The sequence below is a fragment of the Sphingomonas sp. PSPC2-2 genome, assembly GCF_049897725.1.
In the GTDB taxonomy this organism is placed as follows: domain Bacteria; phylum Pseudomonadota; class Alphaproteobacteria; order Sphingomonadales; family Sphingomonadaceae; genus Sphingomonas.
On record NZ_JAFCWU010000010.1, the window covers coordinates 167,296 to 182,732 of the forward strand.

General features: G+C 62.0%; 13 protein-coding genes. 1 reads left to right on the top strand and 12 read right to left on the bottom strand.

Annotated elements, in window-relative coordinates:
- Window positions 1-4: 4 nt before the first annotated feature.
- The gene (locus ACP7BY_RS17395) at window positions 5-622 is read right to left on the bottom strand and encodes an SOS response-associated peptidase (protein WP_010405769.1); all 618 of its coding nucleotides are present in this window, start codon (window positions 620-622) and stop codon (window positions 5-7) included.
- Window positions 623-679: 57 nt separating this feature from the next.
- Between ACP7BY_RS17395 and ACP7BY_RS17400 the strand changes: the two genes are divergently transcribed.
- Window positions 680-1,198 carry an SOS response-associated peptidase family protein gene (locus tag ACP7BY_RS17400; RefSeq protein ID WP_029622703.1) on the top strand — a complete coding sequence of 173 codons (519 nt, stop codon included), beginning with the start codon at window positions 680-682 and terminating at the stop codon, window positions 1,196-1,198.
- Here the strand turns inward: ACP7BY_RS17400 and ACP7BY_RS17405 are convergent.
- From ACP7BY_RS17405 to ACP7BY_RS17455, 11 genes are all read right to left on the bottom strand, one after another.
- Window positions 1,195-2,817: a hypothetical protein gene (locus ACP7BY_RS17405; RefSeq protein ID WP_040601631.1), complete on the bottom strand. Its 1,623-nt coding sequence runs from the start codon at window positions 2,815-2,817 to the stop codon at window positions 1,195-1,197. The genes ACP7BY_RS17400 and ACP7BY_RS17405 overlap by 4 nt on opposite strands.
- 11 nt (window positions 2,818-2,828) lie before the next feature.
- Window positions 2,829-4,490, bottom strand: a complete 1,662-nt coding sequence (locus tag ACP7BY_RS17410) for a hypothetical protein (protein ID WP_010405772.1) — start codon at window positions 4,488-4,490, stop codon at window positions 2,829-2,831.
- A gap of 161 nt (window positions 4,491-4,651) precedes the next feature.
- Window positions 4,652-5,302, bottom strand: a complete 651-nt coding sequence (locus ACP7BY_RS17415) for a hypothetical protein (RefSeq protein WP_010405773.1) — start codon at window positions 5,300-5,302, stop codon at window positions 4,652-4,654.
- Window positions 5,289-5,906, bottom strand: a complete 618-nt coding sequence (locus ACP7BY_RS17420) for a DUF2726 domain-containing protein (RefSeq protein ID WP_010405775.1) — start codon at window positions 5,904-5,906, stop codon at window positions 5,289-5,291. The genes ACP7BY_RS17415 and ACP7BY_RS17420 overlap by 14 nt, the downstream gene beginning before the upstream one ends.
- 52 nt (window positions 5,907-5,958) lie before the next feature.
- The gene (locus ACP7BY_RS17425) at window positions 5,959-6,159 is read right to left on the bottom strand and encodes a hypothetical protein (protein ID WP_010405776.1); all 201 of its coding nucleotides are present in this window, start codon (window positions 6,157-6,159) and stop codon (window positions 5,959-5,961) included.
- Window positions 6,160-6,204: 45 nt separating this feature from the next.
- Window positions 6,205-9,267: a MobF family relaxase gene (gene mobF / locus ACP7BY_RS17430; RefSeq protein ID WP_137902819.1), complete on the bottom strand. Its 3,063-nt coding sequence runs from the start codon at window positions 9,265-9,267 to the stop codon at window positions 6,205-6,207.
- A gap of 3 nt (window positions 9,268-9,270) precedes the next feature.
- A complete protein-coding gene (locus ACP7BY_RS17435; RefSeq protein WP_010405778.1) occupies window positions 9,271-11,583 on the bottom strand; it encodes a type IV secretion system DNA-binding domain-containing protein in 2,313 nt (770 codons plus the stop codon).
- Window positions 11,573-11,863 carry a hypothetical protein gene (locus tag ACP7BY_RS17440; RefSeq protein ID WP_010405779.1) on the bottom strand — a complete coding sequence of 97 codons (291 nt, stop codon included), beginning with the start codon at window positions 11,861-11,863 and terminating at the stop codon, window positions 11,573-11,575. Before ACP7BY_RS17440 ends, ACP7BY_RS17435 begins: the two co-directional genes overlap by 11 nt.
- A gap of 449 nt (window positions 11,864-12,312) precedes the next feature.
- A complete protein-coding gene (locus ACP7BY_RS17445) occupies window positions 12,313-12,996 on the bottom strand; it encodes a hypothetical protein (RefSeq protein ID WP_137902820.1) in 684 nt (227 codons plus the stop codon).
- A gap of 10 nt (window positions 12,997-13,006) precedes the next feature.
- On the bottom strand, window positions 13,007-15,292 hold the full coding sequence (locus ACP7BY_RS17450) for a hypothetical protein (RefSeq protein WP_426288229.1): 2,286 nt from the start codon (window positions 15,290-15,292) through the stop codon (window positions 13,007-13,009).
- A 56-nt stretch (window positions 15,293-15,348) separates the two neighbouring features.
- The coding region (locus ACP7BY_RS17455) for an IS3 family transposase (protein WP_426288173.1) at window positions 15,349-15,437 on the bottom strand (89 nt) is incomplete at its 5' end.

Sequence of the window (15,437 nt, forward strand, 5' to 3'; positions counted from 1 at the left end):
GGCCTCAAAGCAGCGATGCCTGCGCGGCGATCGGCGGATAGACTTGCTGTGGTATCAGGCTGCCCTTCGGCAATAAACCAAGCACGTTCTCGGCAGGCACTGAGGGATCCAGCCAGTCGGCCCAGCGATCACGCGGAAGCGGGACGATCTGCCGGGAATGGTAGGGAGCGATGTCGTCGCCAGGATCCATCGTCAGCATCGTGAATGCTTCCCCGATTTCTGGGTGCGACCGCCAGATGCCGGCGATGCAGAACCACGCATGATCTTTCAATGTGAACAGCCATTTAGTCTTGCGCTTCTGACCGGGATCGGTCGGCGCCGTAAATTCGTAGAAGCCATCGGCCAGGATGAGGCAGCGATGCGAGGTGAATGTGCGGCCTTCCGAACGGAAATTATATACCGGTCGCCCGTTCTGGCCCGGCCAGCTCCATCGCCGATTGATCACCTCGCCCGATCCTCTGCCCTCGCCGCTGCGCACGATGGGCGCGACATCGCTGATGTTGATGTCCGCGCGGGCAGCCACGTTGGGCGTGCCTTCGGGCATTTTGATCCTGATCTTGAGGTCCTCGAAGTCCTCGACAATCGAGGCTATGTCGACCTCGAGGCGATAGTCATTGCACATCGGTCATCCGTTCGGCTCGCCCTTGCGACTCAAGTTCGTTCCATATATGTTCTATTCATGGCTACGCCAACAGCCTTCGACTCCGAGGCTCCACTCGAGAAGCTCTTGCCCATCATCCGGCGAAATCCGGACGATATGCAAGAAGTGGAAATGGTCGAAGCGAGGTGGGGCTCCAATCCCCGCTTTAGCGACGGCACCTCGTATCGGTTCGTGCGATCGGAGGGGAAGACCTTTCCCAACCACCGTTGCCTCGTGCCGGCGTCCGAATTTCACATGACCGTGGGCGACAAGCAATATCGAGTGAAGCTCGACGACGGCAACTTCTTCTACCTGGCGGCGGTCTTGGAGCCGGCGATGGCCGAGTGGCCGTTGTCGTTCCGGGTCATCACGGTCGCCGCCAATCCAGAGATCAGCCGGTATCAGGATCGCCATGGCGCGATCATCCTGCGCCGACAGCGGATGCAGTGGCTCGATCACACGATCCCGGAAATCGAGCTACTGGAAACGCCGCCGGCGCGGACCTTCGTCGTCGAAGAGATCACCAGCGGCCCGCGGCAAAAGGCACTCGCGCTCTAGTTGGGAACGACGATCGCCATCGCGGAGAGCTGACTAACCAAGGCCGCCCTGGTTATAGGGACGTCGAAGCGCCATTCGAGCAAACGCGTGCCGTGACGCGCGAGCAACATCCGCTTCTTCGCGTCCCGCGCGCAGGTAAGCTCGAAGCCTTCCTGTCCGCCAAAGAGCGCGATCGGCTCGTAGTGCTGCTGCCCCTGATACTCGATCGCGAGCCGCAGCTCCGGTACATGGATGTCGATGGACTGCATGCCGAGGAACGCCGGCCGCCATTGGTGGACCGCTGAGGGCCAAATCGAGCGGACCAGGTCAAAAAGCGTAACCTCTGAAACCCAGCCACGCCCAATCTCAGGGATGGAACGCTCCCGGCGGAACGCTTCCTCGGCCGCCACAAAGGCGCTCGCAAAAAACTCCGACGCGCCAGTATCGGCGACGCCAATATTCCTCGAAAAGATCCGGCCGCGCCGCCCGCTCGGGTTTGAGAACTGACCCATGTGGCGCCGGTATGTCGCCCAATCGGCAGCGGATGGGAGCGGCGGGATCATCGACGATCCAAAATCCGGCCGCAACCGGGTCATCTCCTCAAGGACCGGCGGCTCTAGGGCGAACTGAGCGTCGAGATGGTCGAGGAAAGCATCGAATTCCTCGAGCAATCGCCCAGCGATCAGCGAGTTCACTACGTGCTTGCGGGCAAGAACGCGGATATCCTGAGCCTGCAGCGGCGTCTTCGTAAGAAACCGAAGGTAGATGACCTCGTCGAACATCGGCTCGCGGTCGCGGCCGGGAATAGCCTCCACCAAGACGAGGGCTTCGTCGAGGCAATCAGCCTCAGTAAGCTCGAGCACACGCTGCCAGTGGGGATCTGGGTCCCATGGTCCGCCGGTCAGGTCGGGCAGGTCTTCGGGAAGGCCCTCGCCGTCGACGCCCCGCCATTGGTCGCCAAGCAGGCGGGCCTGAAAGCCGTAACCCCTTGCCCTTTCATTGTCGTTCCAGATGCGCGCGATCGGCAACATCGGGTCGAGCGGATTGGACGTCCAAGATTGACCCTGCGGGATTCCGTCGGGCCGCATGACATAGCCGATATCGAAGCCGGCGGCGGGATAGTCACCCATGGCGAGGTCACCTATCGATTCCACAATGCGCTCGAACAACCGGACCTGATCCATGCGCACTCCGATCGAGACGAGCACGCGCCCACGCGTCGAGGTTTGGCGCGACACGGCCGGCGCATAGGTGGCCAGCTCGACGGCGCGCTGCCGGCGGATACCCGGTCCCTCCAGGAAGTGGATCCGGTGCGTGAGCTCCTCGGGGAAATCGGGATAGGTCAACGGAACAGGCGCGACAGCCTTGGAAGGTCGCTTCTTCGGCGGGGCTTCCGGGCCATATTCCGCGAGCAACTCACCGCAGAGCGCCGATAGCCTTGTAAAATGCGTCGCTGCGGCCGAACCCGGCTCGCGCTTCCCGGCAAGCGTCCCATAGAGTTTCCGCCACTTGGCGAGATCCTTTCGGTAGAGCTCGCGAAAGGTCCGATTGCGCAACGTGTCCTCATACAGCTTGGCCGCCGCACGAAACTCCGCGAGTCCGACGTCTCCCGTTTCAGGCGGAGGAGGCTTGAGGATCATGGTGTCACTCGTCAGCCGAACGACGGCGAGCCATCCGCCCAGCCGGACGCCTGCCACAGGATATTGAGCTGGTCGCGCAGCTGAGGCTGCATGGCGGCGGAAAGATCGTCTGCCCGCAACTCGGGCAGGAACAGCTCCGGCTTTCGTATCGTCCTGCCGCCCCCGCGGGACCGCGTGAGCTCAACATCCTCAACGCCACGAAAGGCGATGGAAACGAGACCTGGTCCGGTTAGCCCGATCGCCGCGAGGACGCCGGCTAGCCGTTCAACATGCGCCACGATCGATCCCTCAAGCGCGCGGCCATCAACGAGGATTTGCTCGTCCCCATCATCAACGCGGCCACCAATGGTTGCTTCATATTCGATGACACCTGGACGGACGAAACGGGTCCGCCATCTGGTTTCGGGATTGTTCTCTGTGCGGATCAGCGGCAGCCCGAAACTCCACCACTGGCGCTCATCGGAATCCGACTGGACCCTGACCTGCATGTCCGGTGGAAAACGCAATGCGGCGGCCAGCACGACCTTCGGGTCGAGGGATGGCCGATCCATCGCAACAAGAGGAACGAGGCGAAGGGTCATGCTCGGCACGGCGACGATCTCTGGGAGCCCGCCCCGCATGCGATCGGCGGCAAGCTCGCCTACCGCCTGCCTCGCGGCTTCCCACCTGGGATCGACCTGCGGCGCGGTAGGTGCCGGTGCCGCGACACGGATCCGTGACCGGCCAACCTTCTCGAAGGCGTCGATCGAGTCGATCAGAGTCGTCGACCGCGCATTGAGATCCCGGATTGCGTCCAGGGTTCCCTGCTGAAGGCCATGACTGACATCATAGCCCGTCTTCGCCCACGCCATGTTGGGATTGCGATCCATGACATGGGTGCGTTCGTAGACCAGCTCCATCAGCGAGCTATTGGCTGCGCGCAGCGCCGTAGACGCTTCCTGCAGCGCCTTATCCTCGAAATCGAACTCAGCTCCTGCCCAGGTGGAAGCGATATCATCGAGCGGATCGAGCGCCTTTCGCGGATAGGGCTCACCGAAGTTATGCTCGCGCAGGAACTGGCGCAGCCGCTCCGGGATCTGGGTCCGGAACCGCTGGAGCAATGCGATATCGTGAGGATGTGGCTGCTCCGGCGGCTGAGCCGCGCGAAGAACCTCGTCATCAAGGATCAGGCGAAGCGCGCTCTCCAGATCCTTCTGCAGTCCGAGCCGGGCCGCCTGACGATCCTCGTCGGTCGAATCTGGCGGGCAGTGAAAGAGGATCGGCCGCTTGAAATGGGTAAGGTCGAACGGGAGAGGATGCTCATCCGGGTGACCCATGGCCGTGTTCATCACGCCGATCATCCTGGCCCAGCCGCGAGACTTCAACGCCCAGCCGTGCTCGAGCAGGACATTGGGATTGGGCGAAAGCTGCCCCTTGGCCCGTTTGGCGACATGGGTGAGGTCGGAGAGGAAGGCGACAGCACGGTCGATCTTGCCGAAGATAGTATCGGCGAGCGGCGGCATACCTGATATCCCGACCGTGTCACGGTCGGCTTGCACGTTGCGATCGGCAGGATCGACGTCCGCGTCCGCATTCACTGCGCGGATGGCGCGATCCAATGCATGCTGGATGAAGCCGCGGCCAATTCGATTATCGGTGTCGCTCTGCCAGGAGTAGAAGATATGGTGCGGCATTCAGGTGGCGATTCTCGCTATTTGCTCAGGGAACCCTAGCTAACACGCCTTCATCGTTCGGGCAGCAGTTACGGGACAGGCCCCTCCTTCAGCCAAGTAATTGTCAGCAATGACACTTTACCCAGCGTTTTCGGGTAAAGTGTCACGGATGGCACTGGGGATCACAGGCTCAATGGTCGCGATAGCATTAGCTGCGTCTTGAGGTTGCCGCCGGGCCTTCGATGCAGATCGATAATGTGGCCACTGCGCGGCTCGAATGTCATCAGTTCGGCAACCGTCTCGTAAGATGTGTTCGGCCCGAAATATCGCGTGGTTCCATGCCACTTCTGCCCCTCGATCAGCCGCATCAGGAAAGTGCCGGTCGGAGCGGGGACGGTGATGCGATCATTGCGCGCCACATAGAGTGAGAAGATATGCCGGTTGGTCGCTGGGTCGAATAGCTGCACGACAGCGTTTGCTTCGCTGGCCTCTACCGTCAGCCTGCTTTCAATATCGGCGCGTCGGATGGTTCTCGCCACCGTCACCGACCCCGTTTCGGGAAACCTCACCGCCGTGTCGAAGTCGGGCAGCCATCCTTCGCGCTTTATTTCACCGTACATTGGGATCAGGATCGACAGGGCCATGAGCAGGAAGAGCCACTTCTGCCATGGGTGCGGCACGACGCGCGGACCGGAGCGATACCGACCGTCGAACCAGAGTCCGTGGTGCTCCACCCGCCCGTTCCTGTCGATCCAGGACGCACTGCCCAGCCGCGCTGCCTCGCGCTCAGCGCGCCGACGATCGCGCATATAGTCCCGATCATCGAGTCCCATTGAAGCGCCCCTCGAGTGGCCATGTGCGCACAGGCATTGGCAAGCGCGTCACAGCGGGCGCTGCCTTCAGCGCGGCGTCCCGCAAATGCCCTACCGCGGCCTGCGCGGTAGCCATCGTCGCGCGGTCTGACGCAGGAATGCGGATCGTCTGATACCCCGCCTGGGTCGTCAGCGCCTCACGCTGCCGATTTTCGTCAGGTTCGGCGAAGCGCTCGTCCATCTCTATCAAAGCGACGATCGAACTCGAGGTGGGATCGACAACGACGAAGTCGACAATCCTCCAAAGGAATGCGCCGCCATCCGTCCCGCGCTGCCACGGGCCCAGGCGACCACCCGGCGCGAGAAGCGCACCCATCGAGACTTGGGCATGGATCCGATACATCGGCAGGACCCGCTCGAGAGCGGAGAGCATCGCGTGCTTCCGGTTTGTCAGAAAGGGCTTCGCTACCGGCGCCGGCACCGGCACCGGTAAAGGCCTATCCCTCATGCCTTGGCGGATGCGTGGCGCGATCCATATCGCCAAACAGAGCACGATCAGCGCGCCCATGGCGAGCAATAGGTTGCCGATCGGTTGTTGGCCGAGCCGGCCGAAATACTCTGACATTGAACCTCTCCCGGTTAGGGCACGAGGCTCGCGCCCCATGCCGGAGCGCCTTTCAATTCCAGCCGTCGCGACGGCCCTCGTTGCTGTCTTTGAGGCTACGGCCGTCGATCGCTGAGCGGCGAATCTCGAGCTCAACCTGGTCGCCCTTGCGACGGGTGCGGAAATCGGCGTCGTTGAGGCCGTTGCGCCGTGCATAATCCTCGGCCGCTTTTTCGCTGCCGAACTTGCCGCCCTCGTCAAAATCCCATGCCATGTTTCGTCTCCTTGGTTGGACCGGCACCGCGCCGGCGGTTCACTCTCACAAATCGAGGCCCAGGCTGCGTTCGGGCAGCGGTGGAAGAAGGTCGCCCTTGTCGGGTTTGAGCTCGGGCGGCGCCTTGAGGTCACTCGCCTTGGTCGCTGCGGCCGCCGGCGCGATCGGTCCGTCCGGAACCGGTGGCAGGTCAGCGAGCATATCGGGGTGATCGGCAAAGTTGATGCCGTCGATCGGACCTGGATCGAACTTCACCGGCGGCGGCGATCCCTTTTTGCCGTCAATGTCGAGGCGGCCGACCGTCTCGAGGGCTGAGGTCTTGTTGCCGGGGTTCAGATCGAGCTGGCGCTCCAGCTTTTCCCGGTTGTCCACCACCATCGTCAGCTCGTCGCGGACGCGGGTCACGCCGACATTGAACAGGCGCTGGTTGGACAGATTGCGCTCATGACTGTCCATGACCGTGATGGCTTTGTCGGTCGTGATGCCCTGCGCCATGTGCATGTTGAGCGCGTAGGCAAGGTCGAGACGCGACAGCATCGGATCGCCCAGATCCAGGGTCAGCCGCTGCTGCCCGGCGGTCTCGACGGTCACGCCATTGGCATCGACCGTCAGCACGCGCGCCAAGGCGGCGTTGTGGAGGTCGCGGGGCTTGTCGTTGGCGGTCCAGCGGACGCGGTCGCCCTCCCGGACATGGAGGTCTTTCTTATGGGTGAGCTCGAGTCTGTCGCGTTTTTCGGTGGGCGATAGCTTCTGCGGATCGAAGCGGATCTTCCGGCGGCCGTCGCTGAGCTCGACTTTGCCGTTCGGCATTACGCGCGTGACGTCGTACCGCCCCTTCTCGAGGCCGATGTCCTGCGCGCCGCCGCGGCCGACATCGAGCGTCTGGCCGGGCTGGTAAGTCGACGCGTAGCGCAGCTCCTCGCGAGTCAGATTGACGCGCTCATAGACGGTGAGGTGGATCCCCTCCCCTCGCACAGTCCCCTCTGCCGCCAAGCCGTCCTGGATGCGTTGATTGATGATCGCGCGAGATTCCCGGCCGGACGCGAAGACCGCAGTCGCCTCGCGGTCACCTCCCGGCAAAGCGAGCCACATATCGGCGGCTGTTTCTGGCGCGCTGGCACTCTCATGGACGTTGTCGCCCAGCACTTTCATCGCCTCGCCTGCCTTGCCGACATTGGCGAGAGCCGCGACGGTCCGCAGCATATCGGTACGCTGGCGGATATTCTCGTCCATCCGCGCCATGGTCCCGCCGGCCGCTTGGATCATCGCAAAGGATTTGCCGGCGTCGATCGAGGAGAGCTGCTGGCGATCGCCGACCAGCACGAGTTTATCGACGCCGAGCGCCTCGGTAATCCGGTGCAGCTTGAGCATATCGTCGCTCGAGACCATCGACGTTTCATCGACCACAAGCATGGCCCCTGCGAACTTCGCCTGCGCAGCCTCGAACCTCGGCGTGTCGCGCTCGGTCACGAACCGCTCGTTGGCGAGCACGAAGGAAGCGATCGTCTGGCTCTTGATGCCGGCGCCTTCCGAAAGGTCGGCCACCATCTTGTTCTGGAATGCGAGGCCGAGGATTTGTCCCCCTTCGCTTGCCGCGACGCGCGCGACGGCCTGCAACATGGTAGACTTGCCCGCGCCGGCGACGCCCTGGACGGTGACCGTGCGATCGTCTGACGACAGGATCAGCGTGGCTGCCGCCAGTTGGCCTGCATTGAGCGGGCGGTCAGCGGCCGCCTGTAGCCGTGTGGGCGCATCGGCGGCCGGTACGATCGGTGCGGCCCTTCCTGCCCCTACTTCGACTGCCTTCAGGATGCTCTCTTCAGTGCGTAGCGCTTCCTGGGTGGTGACCATGCTCACGCCTTTGTCGCCGGCACGGGCGACGCCGGGGATAAGCTGTCGGTTCTCGACCAACTGGCCGATGCGCTGTTCGACCGTGTCGATCGTCACGCCCTTCAATCCGAGATCGAGCGCGGTCTTCGCCAGGAGGTGGACGTTGAACGCCGCCTCGCGTTCGGAAAGGATCCGGACGGCGGAGGCGACGGCGAGCTGCGAGCGGGCGGTCGCGGGGGATTGGGTGACGCGTGCAAGGCCTGAATCAACCAGCGGATCGTGCGGGCGAAGGAAACCACCGACCAGGTCGCGCGCGCCGGCTATTGCCTCGCCGACCGCGCGGAACCCGCGATCGAGCCGGCTGTCGACGGCGCTCAGACCTGAGCGTGCCTCGGCCGACGCGAGCAGGCCCCTGCCGTCGAAGCCGAGCGCCGCAGCCTTGTCGATCCAGCCTTTCAGCAGGCCGTCGCGGTCATCGACATTGAGCTTGGGATCACGGGTGTTGGTGGTGATCCCGTCACGGCCCTTGGCCGAGACGATGCCGAGTTCCGCCGCCTTTTCCAGGATCGCCTCGCGGCGCTGGCTGAAGGCGTCGATCACCGCCTTGGGCACGCCCGCTATCTCGAACGTGCCGTGCTTACCCTTGAGCTCTACGCTGTAGCCAAGCTTCTCGAGGCCGGCCCTCAGATAGGCGTGGTAGACGGCGCCGATCGTCGTGTTGCTGCTCCAGATCTTGTCGGCGTGGAGCGCCTGCCATTTGCCGTCTGGCATCTGCGTCAGATTGGCGACGACGGCATGGACATGGGCCTGCGGGTCGAGCGCGCGGCTCGTGTCGTGCTGGAACAGCGCATAGACCAGATTGCCGGTCTGGACCGGGACCTTGCGGCCCTCCACATCCTTGCGACCTTCAGCGAGATTCTTCTCGACCCAGGCCATGGTCTTCTGAACGGCAGCCATGTTGGCCGAGAGCACGCGTTTGTCGCCGGCGACATAGGCCATGAGTGACACCGACTTAGGCGCCGAGAAGGTGAGATCGACGCCGTTGCGGCGGTTTTCCACTTGGGCGACGCCCTCGCCTGACGGCAGCGTCCCGCCCAGGATTTCCTCGAAGGCCTGTTTCGAAACCTCGCCTTCGAGGCCGAGAGCCCCGGCCCCTTCCCCGCCCCAAGCGCTCTGCTCGGCCGAGCCGTCGGCGGTGTAGTAATTGTCCTTGAAGTCGTCCTTCGCGAAATAGTTCGCCGCACCCGAGGCGGAGCGGACCGAGGCGACCGAGAGCACGCCCTAGATCCCCATGTCCATGCCATCGGAATCCCGTCCGCTGGCAAAGCCTTCCCTCAGCTCGACCAGGGTTTGATCCTCGACCTGCGTCCCGCGCGGTTGCGCGTCGCGACCGTCGCGGCGCTCCTCGCTGGTGCGGGTGCCGGCGGTCTGGTCCTCGGGCTTGTCGCGCGCCGCCTGCGCCTTGTCGGCCGCATGGATTGCAGGCGCCGTCTGCTCGTTCCGATCGTCGCTGCGCTGCGCCGCGCGCATCGTTTCGGCATTCTCCTCCTCGGTCGGGGTGCTGAGGATCCGCGCTGCCATCTCCTTTGCGAGATTGGTCGCCTCGACGACCTCCTCGACGATCTGGACGGCGCCATCACGCCCGCCCGCCTCGCCTCCCGCGCCGTCCTCTTCGGCGAACACTTCCTCTCCGCGCCTCGACCGCACCGGGCTCATGGTGGGCCGCGCGATGAAGCCCTGGGCGACCTGGGGATAGTCTTGCCATTCGAGCAGAATGCGGGCCGCCGGAAAGCCGTCGGGGAACTTCACGAAGCCATGCATCGAGGGCAGGTTGGTGATGTCGTCGGCGATGACGAGCGGTTCGACCTGCTTGCGCGGGGTCAGGGTCGAGGCGTCGCGATTGTTGTTATAACCATAGCTGTAGGCCTCATCCATCTGGCGCACCTCGCGGTTGCCGATGTAGCGCGCGCACTGCTCGGCCGTGTCGAGATCGGCGGTAGCCAGGATGAGCTTTGAGCGGGCGAGCGAGGCAAGGTTGCGAGCGCCCTGTTCGCCATAAACCTCGACCAGTTTTTCGAAGCTGTGGATGCCCAGGATCATGGCGCCGCCGAACGCGCGCGCGGTCTGGAGGCCATTCTCGATCGCGGGCAATTTGTGGAGCGCGCCGAGCTCGTCGAACATGAACCACATGCGCAAGGAGCGGGTGCGCGGCATGGTCATGAGCCGGTTGATGCACAGGTCCATCCAGAGCGTCAGGAGCGCCCGGTTCATCGCCAGATCGACATAGTTTGAGGTGATGAAGAGAATCGCGCCGGGCTGCTTGTCGCCGGTGATCCAGTCGCGGATCGAGAACTGTTCCCCTTCGTCGGGCAGGAAGCGCAGTACCTGCGCATTTGTGTTGAAGACGGCACGGATCGATTCCGCCATGCGGGCGGCTTCCGGGGCGGTCAGCGGGTCGGCGATGGTGTTAGCGAGGAAACGGTGAACGCGCTTCAGATCGGCCGTCATCAGGTTTTCGCTGAGCGCCAGATTGGTGGTCTGGCCGCGCTCCTGGAGGCGGACGCACATTTCGATGAACAGCGTGCGCGCCGCCAGCGCCCAGAAGGGCTCCGAGGATCCACCGTCCGACGGGATCAGGGCTGCGGCGGCGGCTGTGAATTCGCTGTGCGTGCGGCAATCGTTGAAGATTGACCAGGCCGGGCAGCGTTGGTCCATCGGATTGAGGATCGTATCGCGCTCCGGATCGTAGAAGGCTTCGACATAGGCGCCGGTCAGGTCGAAGATGACGGCGTTGTCCTGACGCTCGCGCATCTGCGCCACGAGGCTGCGAAGCTCGGTAGTCTTGCCCGATCCGGTCGTGCCGATGAGCATCGTATGCGACTGCTCCATGCGGTGCGGATAGGGGACGCCGGCGAGCGAATAAGGGTGATGGATGCCGCCGGCTTTTCGCTCGGCGAAGGGCAGCCGAAGCACGGCCGAAGGGCTTAGCCGCGGGAAGAATTGACGCGCATCTTCCTCGAATTTGGCGGCGTTATGCTGGGCGATTTCGGCGAAGAGGACATCGCGCTCGACCAGCATCGCGCCGCGTTCGTGGCGTTCCTGGAGGATGGTCTTGCCGCGCCGCCGGGAGATATCGACGAACCAGATCGTGATCGGCGCGATGACGAAAACCGAGACGAGGATCGAGCCGATAAACGCGTGGACCGTGGTTGCCCACGCCTTCTGGACGGCGGGGATATAGGGCACGGCCGGCATGATCGTTTTGTAGATCTCGCCGTTCGGCAGCGTGACGTTGACGCGCTTGTTGGGATTGAGATCGACCCAGTTCCAAAGCGCCGAATAGAGCTTCATGCAGACGAGCTGGAATCCATGCTCGTCGAGGCGCAGCGAAAGGATGATGAACCAAGCGGCGAGGAAGGCGAAGAACCAGGCGATGATGGGCAGCTTCGCGCCCGAAAACCACATCAGCATCTCATGGGTGAGGAGCTGGCTGCCGCGTGTGAAATTGCCTGAGTTGCGCTGAACCCGGCCCCGCGCGGAATGATGGGTCAGCGGGATGTTCTTCCCGTTCGAGCGGATGTCCTCACGCGCCATGATATTGAACCAGGCGCTTGTCGGTTTCGGCGACGAGCCGTTCGCGAAGCTCGGGATATTGCTCGCGGATGATGATGTCCAAGGCGAGCTGCTGGAACTCGCTGATGCGGGCGAGACGGCGGTGGCTGGCGGTCAGCAGATCGGACGAGGAAAGGAAGACGTCGAGCGCCGACCGGATGATGTCGGCGACGCTGAGCTTGCGCTCCGCAGCTATGGTGCTCAGCCGATCCCACTGGGTCCGCTCGAGCCGCACATTATAGTGCCGGTAACTGGTAGCCAAGACCAACCTCCTAGCAGGGAGGCTGGTGGGGACTGAAGAAGGCCTGACTTATAGCCTAGAGGCTGGCACGCGGCAAGTTGATCGTCGAGCGCCAAACCATCGTAGTCGTCCGTACTACGGCCAAGTGGCGGATTTGCGTGGCTTTTACGCGCCGCAAGAACCGTACTACAATGTAGTCGCCTTTCCATCCGCGCTAAACCGTTGCGCAGCAACGGAAATCTTGCACCTTCAGGTGCGTAGGGTGTGCATGCAATGCTCCTGCTCTTGTGACGGTCACGTCGAGGCTGTTCGACTGTCGATAACGCCGGAAATCCGGGCTCCGGCTAGGCATTTCATAGCCGATCCGGCGTTTGAAAAACAGCGAGATGACAGCCTAGATTCGGAAATCCGGAAGCAAATGGCCAGCACATTCGATGACCAATTGCAGCAACGGTCACGGTTTCAGGGGATCAACGCAAACCCATAACCGCCTTGATCATTGCAACGATCGAAACCACTTCCTTCAGGTCATCGAGCGTTGCTTCAGCCTGCGCCACGCGATGAAATGCCGTTTTGCCGTCCTTCGAGAACTCATGATGCGTCTTGTCCGCCGCGCGAACTTTGCGGGGCTTCAGATTGCTATGGCGCTGCTCGAAGAGCCGGATCACGCGGGCCGAGACGGCGTCCTCGATCTCCCAATCGAGCGTGCGGTAAGGGCCGTTTGCAAGCTCGGACTCGCGCTTCCGATCTGCCGGGAAGCGGCTAGCAAAGTTAAGGCTTACGGGCCGCATTGCTACTATGTCCCGAAATTCAGCGGCGGCTCGGTCTAGCTTCAATACGTCTTTGATGATCTGCCGCCCAGCGTGATCGTTGTCTACCAAACCGATCACGCGATAAGCGGGGCGTCCCTGCCGATCCAAGACGAGGGGGACCATCGAACGCAATGTGATCAGTTCTCGTGCCACCCCGAACGTCCCGCCTCGGTCTCGCTGCCCGGCTGCGACGATACTTAGTTCGTTACCAAGCAGCGTCCCGCCTGCCTGAATAGACAGCTCGTCTGCACGTTGAAAAAGGGCCTCATCCGTCGTGCCCTCGACCAAGACGATATTGGGCCGCAGAACCCAGGGTTTGGAGGCCACATAGGCTGCCAACATGTCCATACCGTCAACCGCGCTTCGGGCCAGCAAGCGCTGGCCGAAGAAATGGGCCGTTATGTCCGAATGAGACGCGGGCGCGGAAAGATGAACCGGGCCTCAAATTTCGAACGCCAAACTCTTCCGGCCGGAACGGAACCAAAACGTCCGCGAAGTCTGATACGCGGGCCTGGGGTCGGAAGCCCTGATCCGAACTCACTCTAGCTTGGACCGTCCTGAGGCTCTCACCCTCTCCCTCGCGCAACCAATTCAGCGGCTCGGATATGTTCACAAAATGCTCGCCGTCTCGCCAGATCCGCCGCAAATCACGGAACGCGCGGTCTGCTTCGCGAGCACGCCCGACTTGGTAAAGCAGCAGAGCATATTCGAGGCGTAGTTGAGGCGATAAACGCCCGTCCGTGGCGTCAAGATTTTCAACCAATCCGAGGCGTTCTGCAAAGGCAAATGGACGAGCAGAACTGAGGATTCCGTATCTCAATTTCAGCACTTGGATGTCACCGCTCCCCGCAGGATCGGCGAGTACACGCAGCGCACGCTCTGCCTCAGCAGGCGGCAAGCGAGAAAGCGTTTCGTCAAAGGCCGACACGCCCGCGCTCGACAATACCCGCCAAGTGGCGACGAGTACGTCCACAGGCGTTTGAAGATCGGTGACATCCCCTCCCGCAGTAGAATTAGAGAAGAGTATCGCGAGTGCATCCTCTGCAAGGCGACCCAGCTGTGCTCCCCGCAAATTTGCGTCTGACGCCCTGATCGCGTCGTACACCGCTAACAGCGCCTCCAACGCGGATTGAACAGACCGTTCGGGTTCCGCCCTGGCTATGCTAAGCAGGTTCTTTATATGGGTTTCGACAACCCACGGGTTCGTTGGATTATCGCTATAAGCTCGATGCGTTGCATCGCTTGCGAGATCACGCAGGTCGGCTACGCGTTCGCGATTGCCTTGGTTGCTCGCCAACACATCAGCAAGGTTCAGATACGCATTTGCCAGCGAGTTATAGAGGTTTAAATCTGGCTCATCGCCAGGCCCCTTGTCGATCGAAAACAGCGCATACCGAATGTCATTAATGGCCCTCTCTAGGAGGGACTCTCTATCCTCCAAGGACACTCCAAAAATGCGCGGATCGAGCGCAGAAATGCGTCGGCGGGAGATCGCAGAGTGATGACGAAACACGCGACTCGAGTCTCGGAAAAGCTTCGGCATCTCATCGAAAGCGTCGAGAACTTCCCGCCACATTCCAGCGAACGCTCGAGCGCCGTGGTCCGGATCGATTTTGAAGATCGTGGTCAAAAACTGCTCGGCCAAAGCTCGATGGCGAATCTCAGCCATCGCGGGCTTTACTGCTACTCGCTTGAGAGCAAGAAATCGCAGATGCTCGGGGTCGCGCGCACTTCCGAAGCCTAGTTCACTGCGGGTCTCAAAGTCGTAAAAAAGCGCGTTCAGCAAAAGGCGCCCAAGGATATCATGGGCCAATCCCCAGTACCGCTCCCCATCTGCCTTGACAGTCATTAACCCCAGCGCCGCAAGGCTCCTCCGCTGGTCCTCCAATCGGAGCGCTAACGGCCACTGGTTGTCGGACGCTGGCAATAGCGCTTCGTTAAGGGGCAGCCTCTCCGAGCTAAGAGCGGCGATCTCGATCAAGGCTAGTCTGACAGCCTCGGAGTCTGTCTGTTCTTTGAATGCCGCGTACACCCAGTCTTGCACCGAGCCAGATATGTCCCGACTCATCCTCAACCAGAACGAAAGCGTAACCCAGAATGCAGCGACACCGTGCATATGATCAACGCCGTGATCGTTGTAGAATTGAGACCACGCTTCCGGTGCCCGCGCCTTATCGTAGTTTTTGAGAAAGATATTCAGATGTCGACCGAGCGCCTCGGCGTCTTTGCTATCCAGAAAGTGGGTCGGCGTCGCGACCTCCTTTGCCACGGAGTCATAAAACTCTAGCGGTTTGGTTGGACCTGTTACCGCCAACAGGATCGCAGGGCGACCTGAGCGCGTAAGTTCATTCAAAAAGTGGCGAAGCTCACCTTCCCGCCGATCAAAATGGGCGCGATCGAAAACAATCACCCACGGCGTTTCATATAACGTGCGCGCTTCCGAGTTTGCCTCGCTTCCAGCTTGTTCGAGTGCGACATGGTGTGCCCGCGTCAGAAAGCCGACGAGGGGCAGCGCTTCGGGAGTGAACGGGATCGACTTCGCTACAAGTGTTGGATAGCCTGCCCGTGCTGCCTCGAGTGCGATAGCCCGAGCAAGCGTCGTGCCACCTGCACCGGGCTCAGATGCAATGAACGCGATTTTATTTTCAGGGGATCCGACGCTGTTGAGCTGCTGCCGGTCCCATGGACACCAAGTTAGGCTACATGAGCCTGCTTCTCGAAGTCCATGGGGCTGAGATAGCCCAAGGTCGAGTGCCTGCGCGTGGGATTGTAGAAGCGTTCGA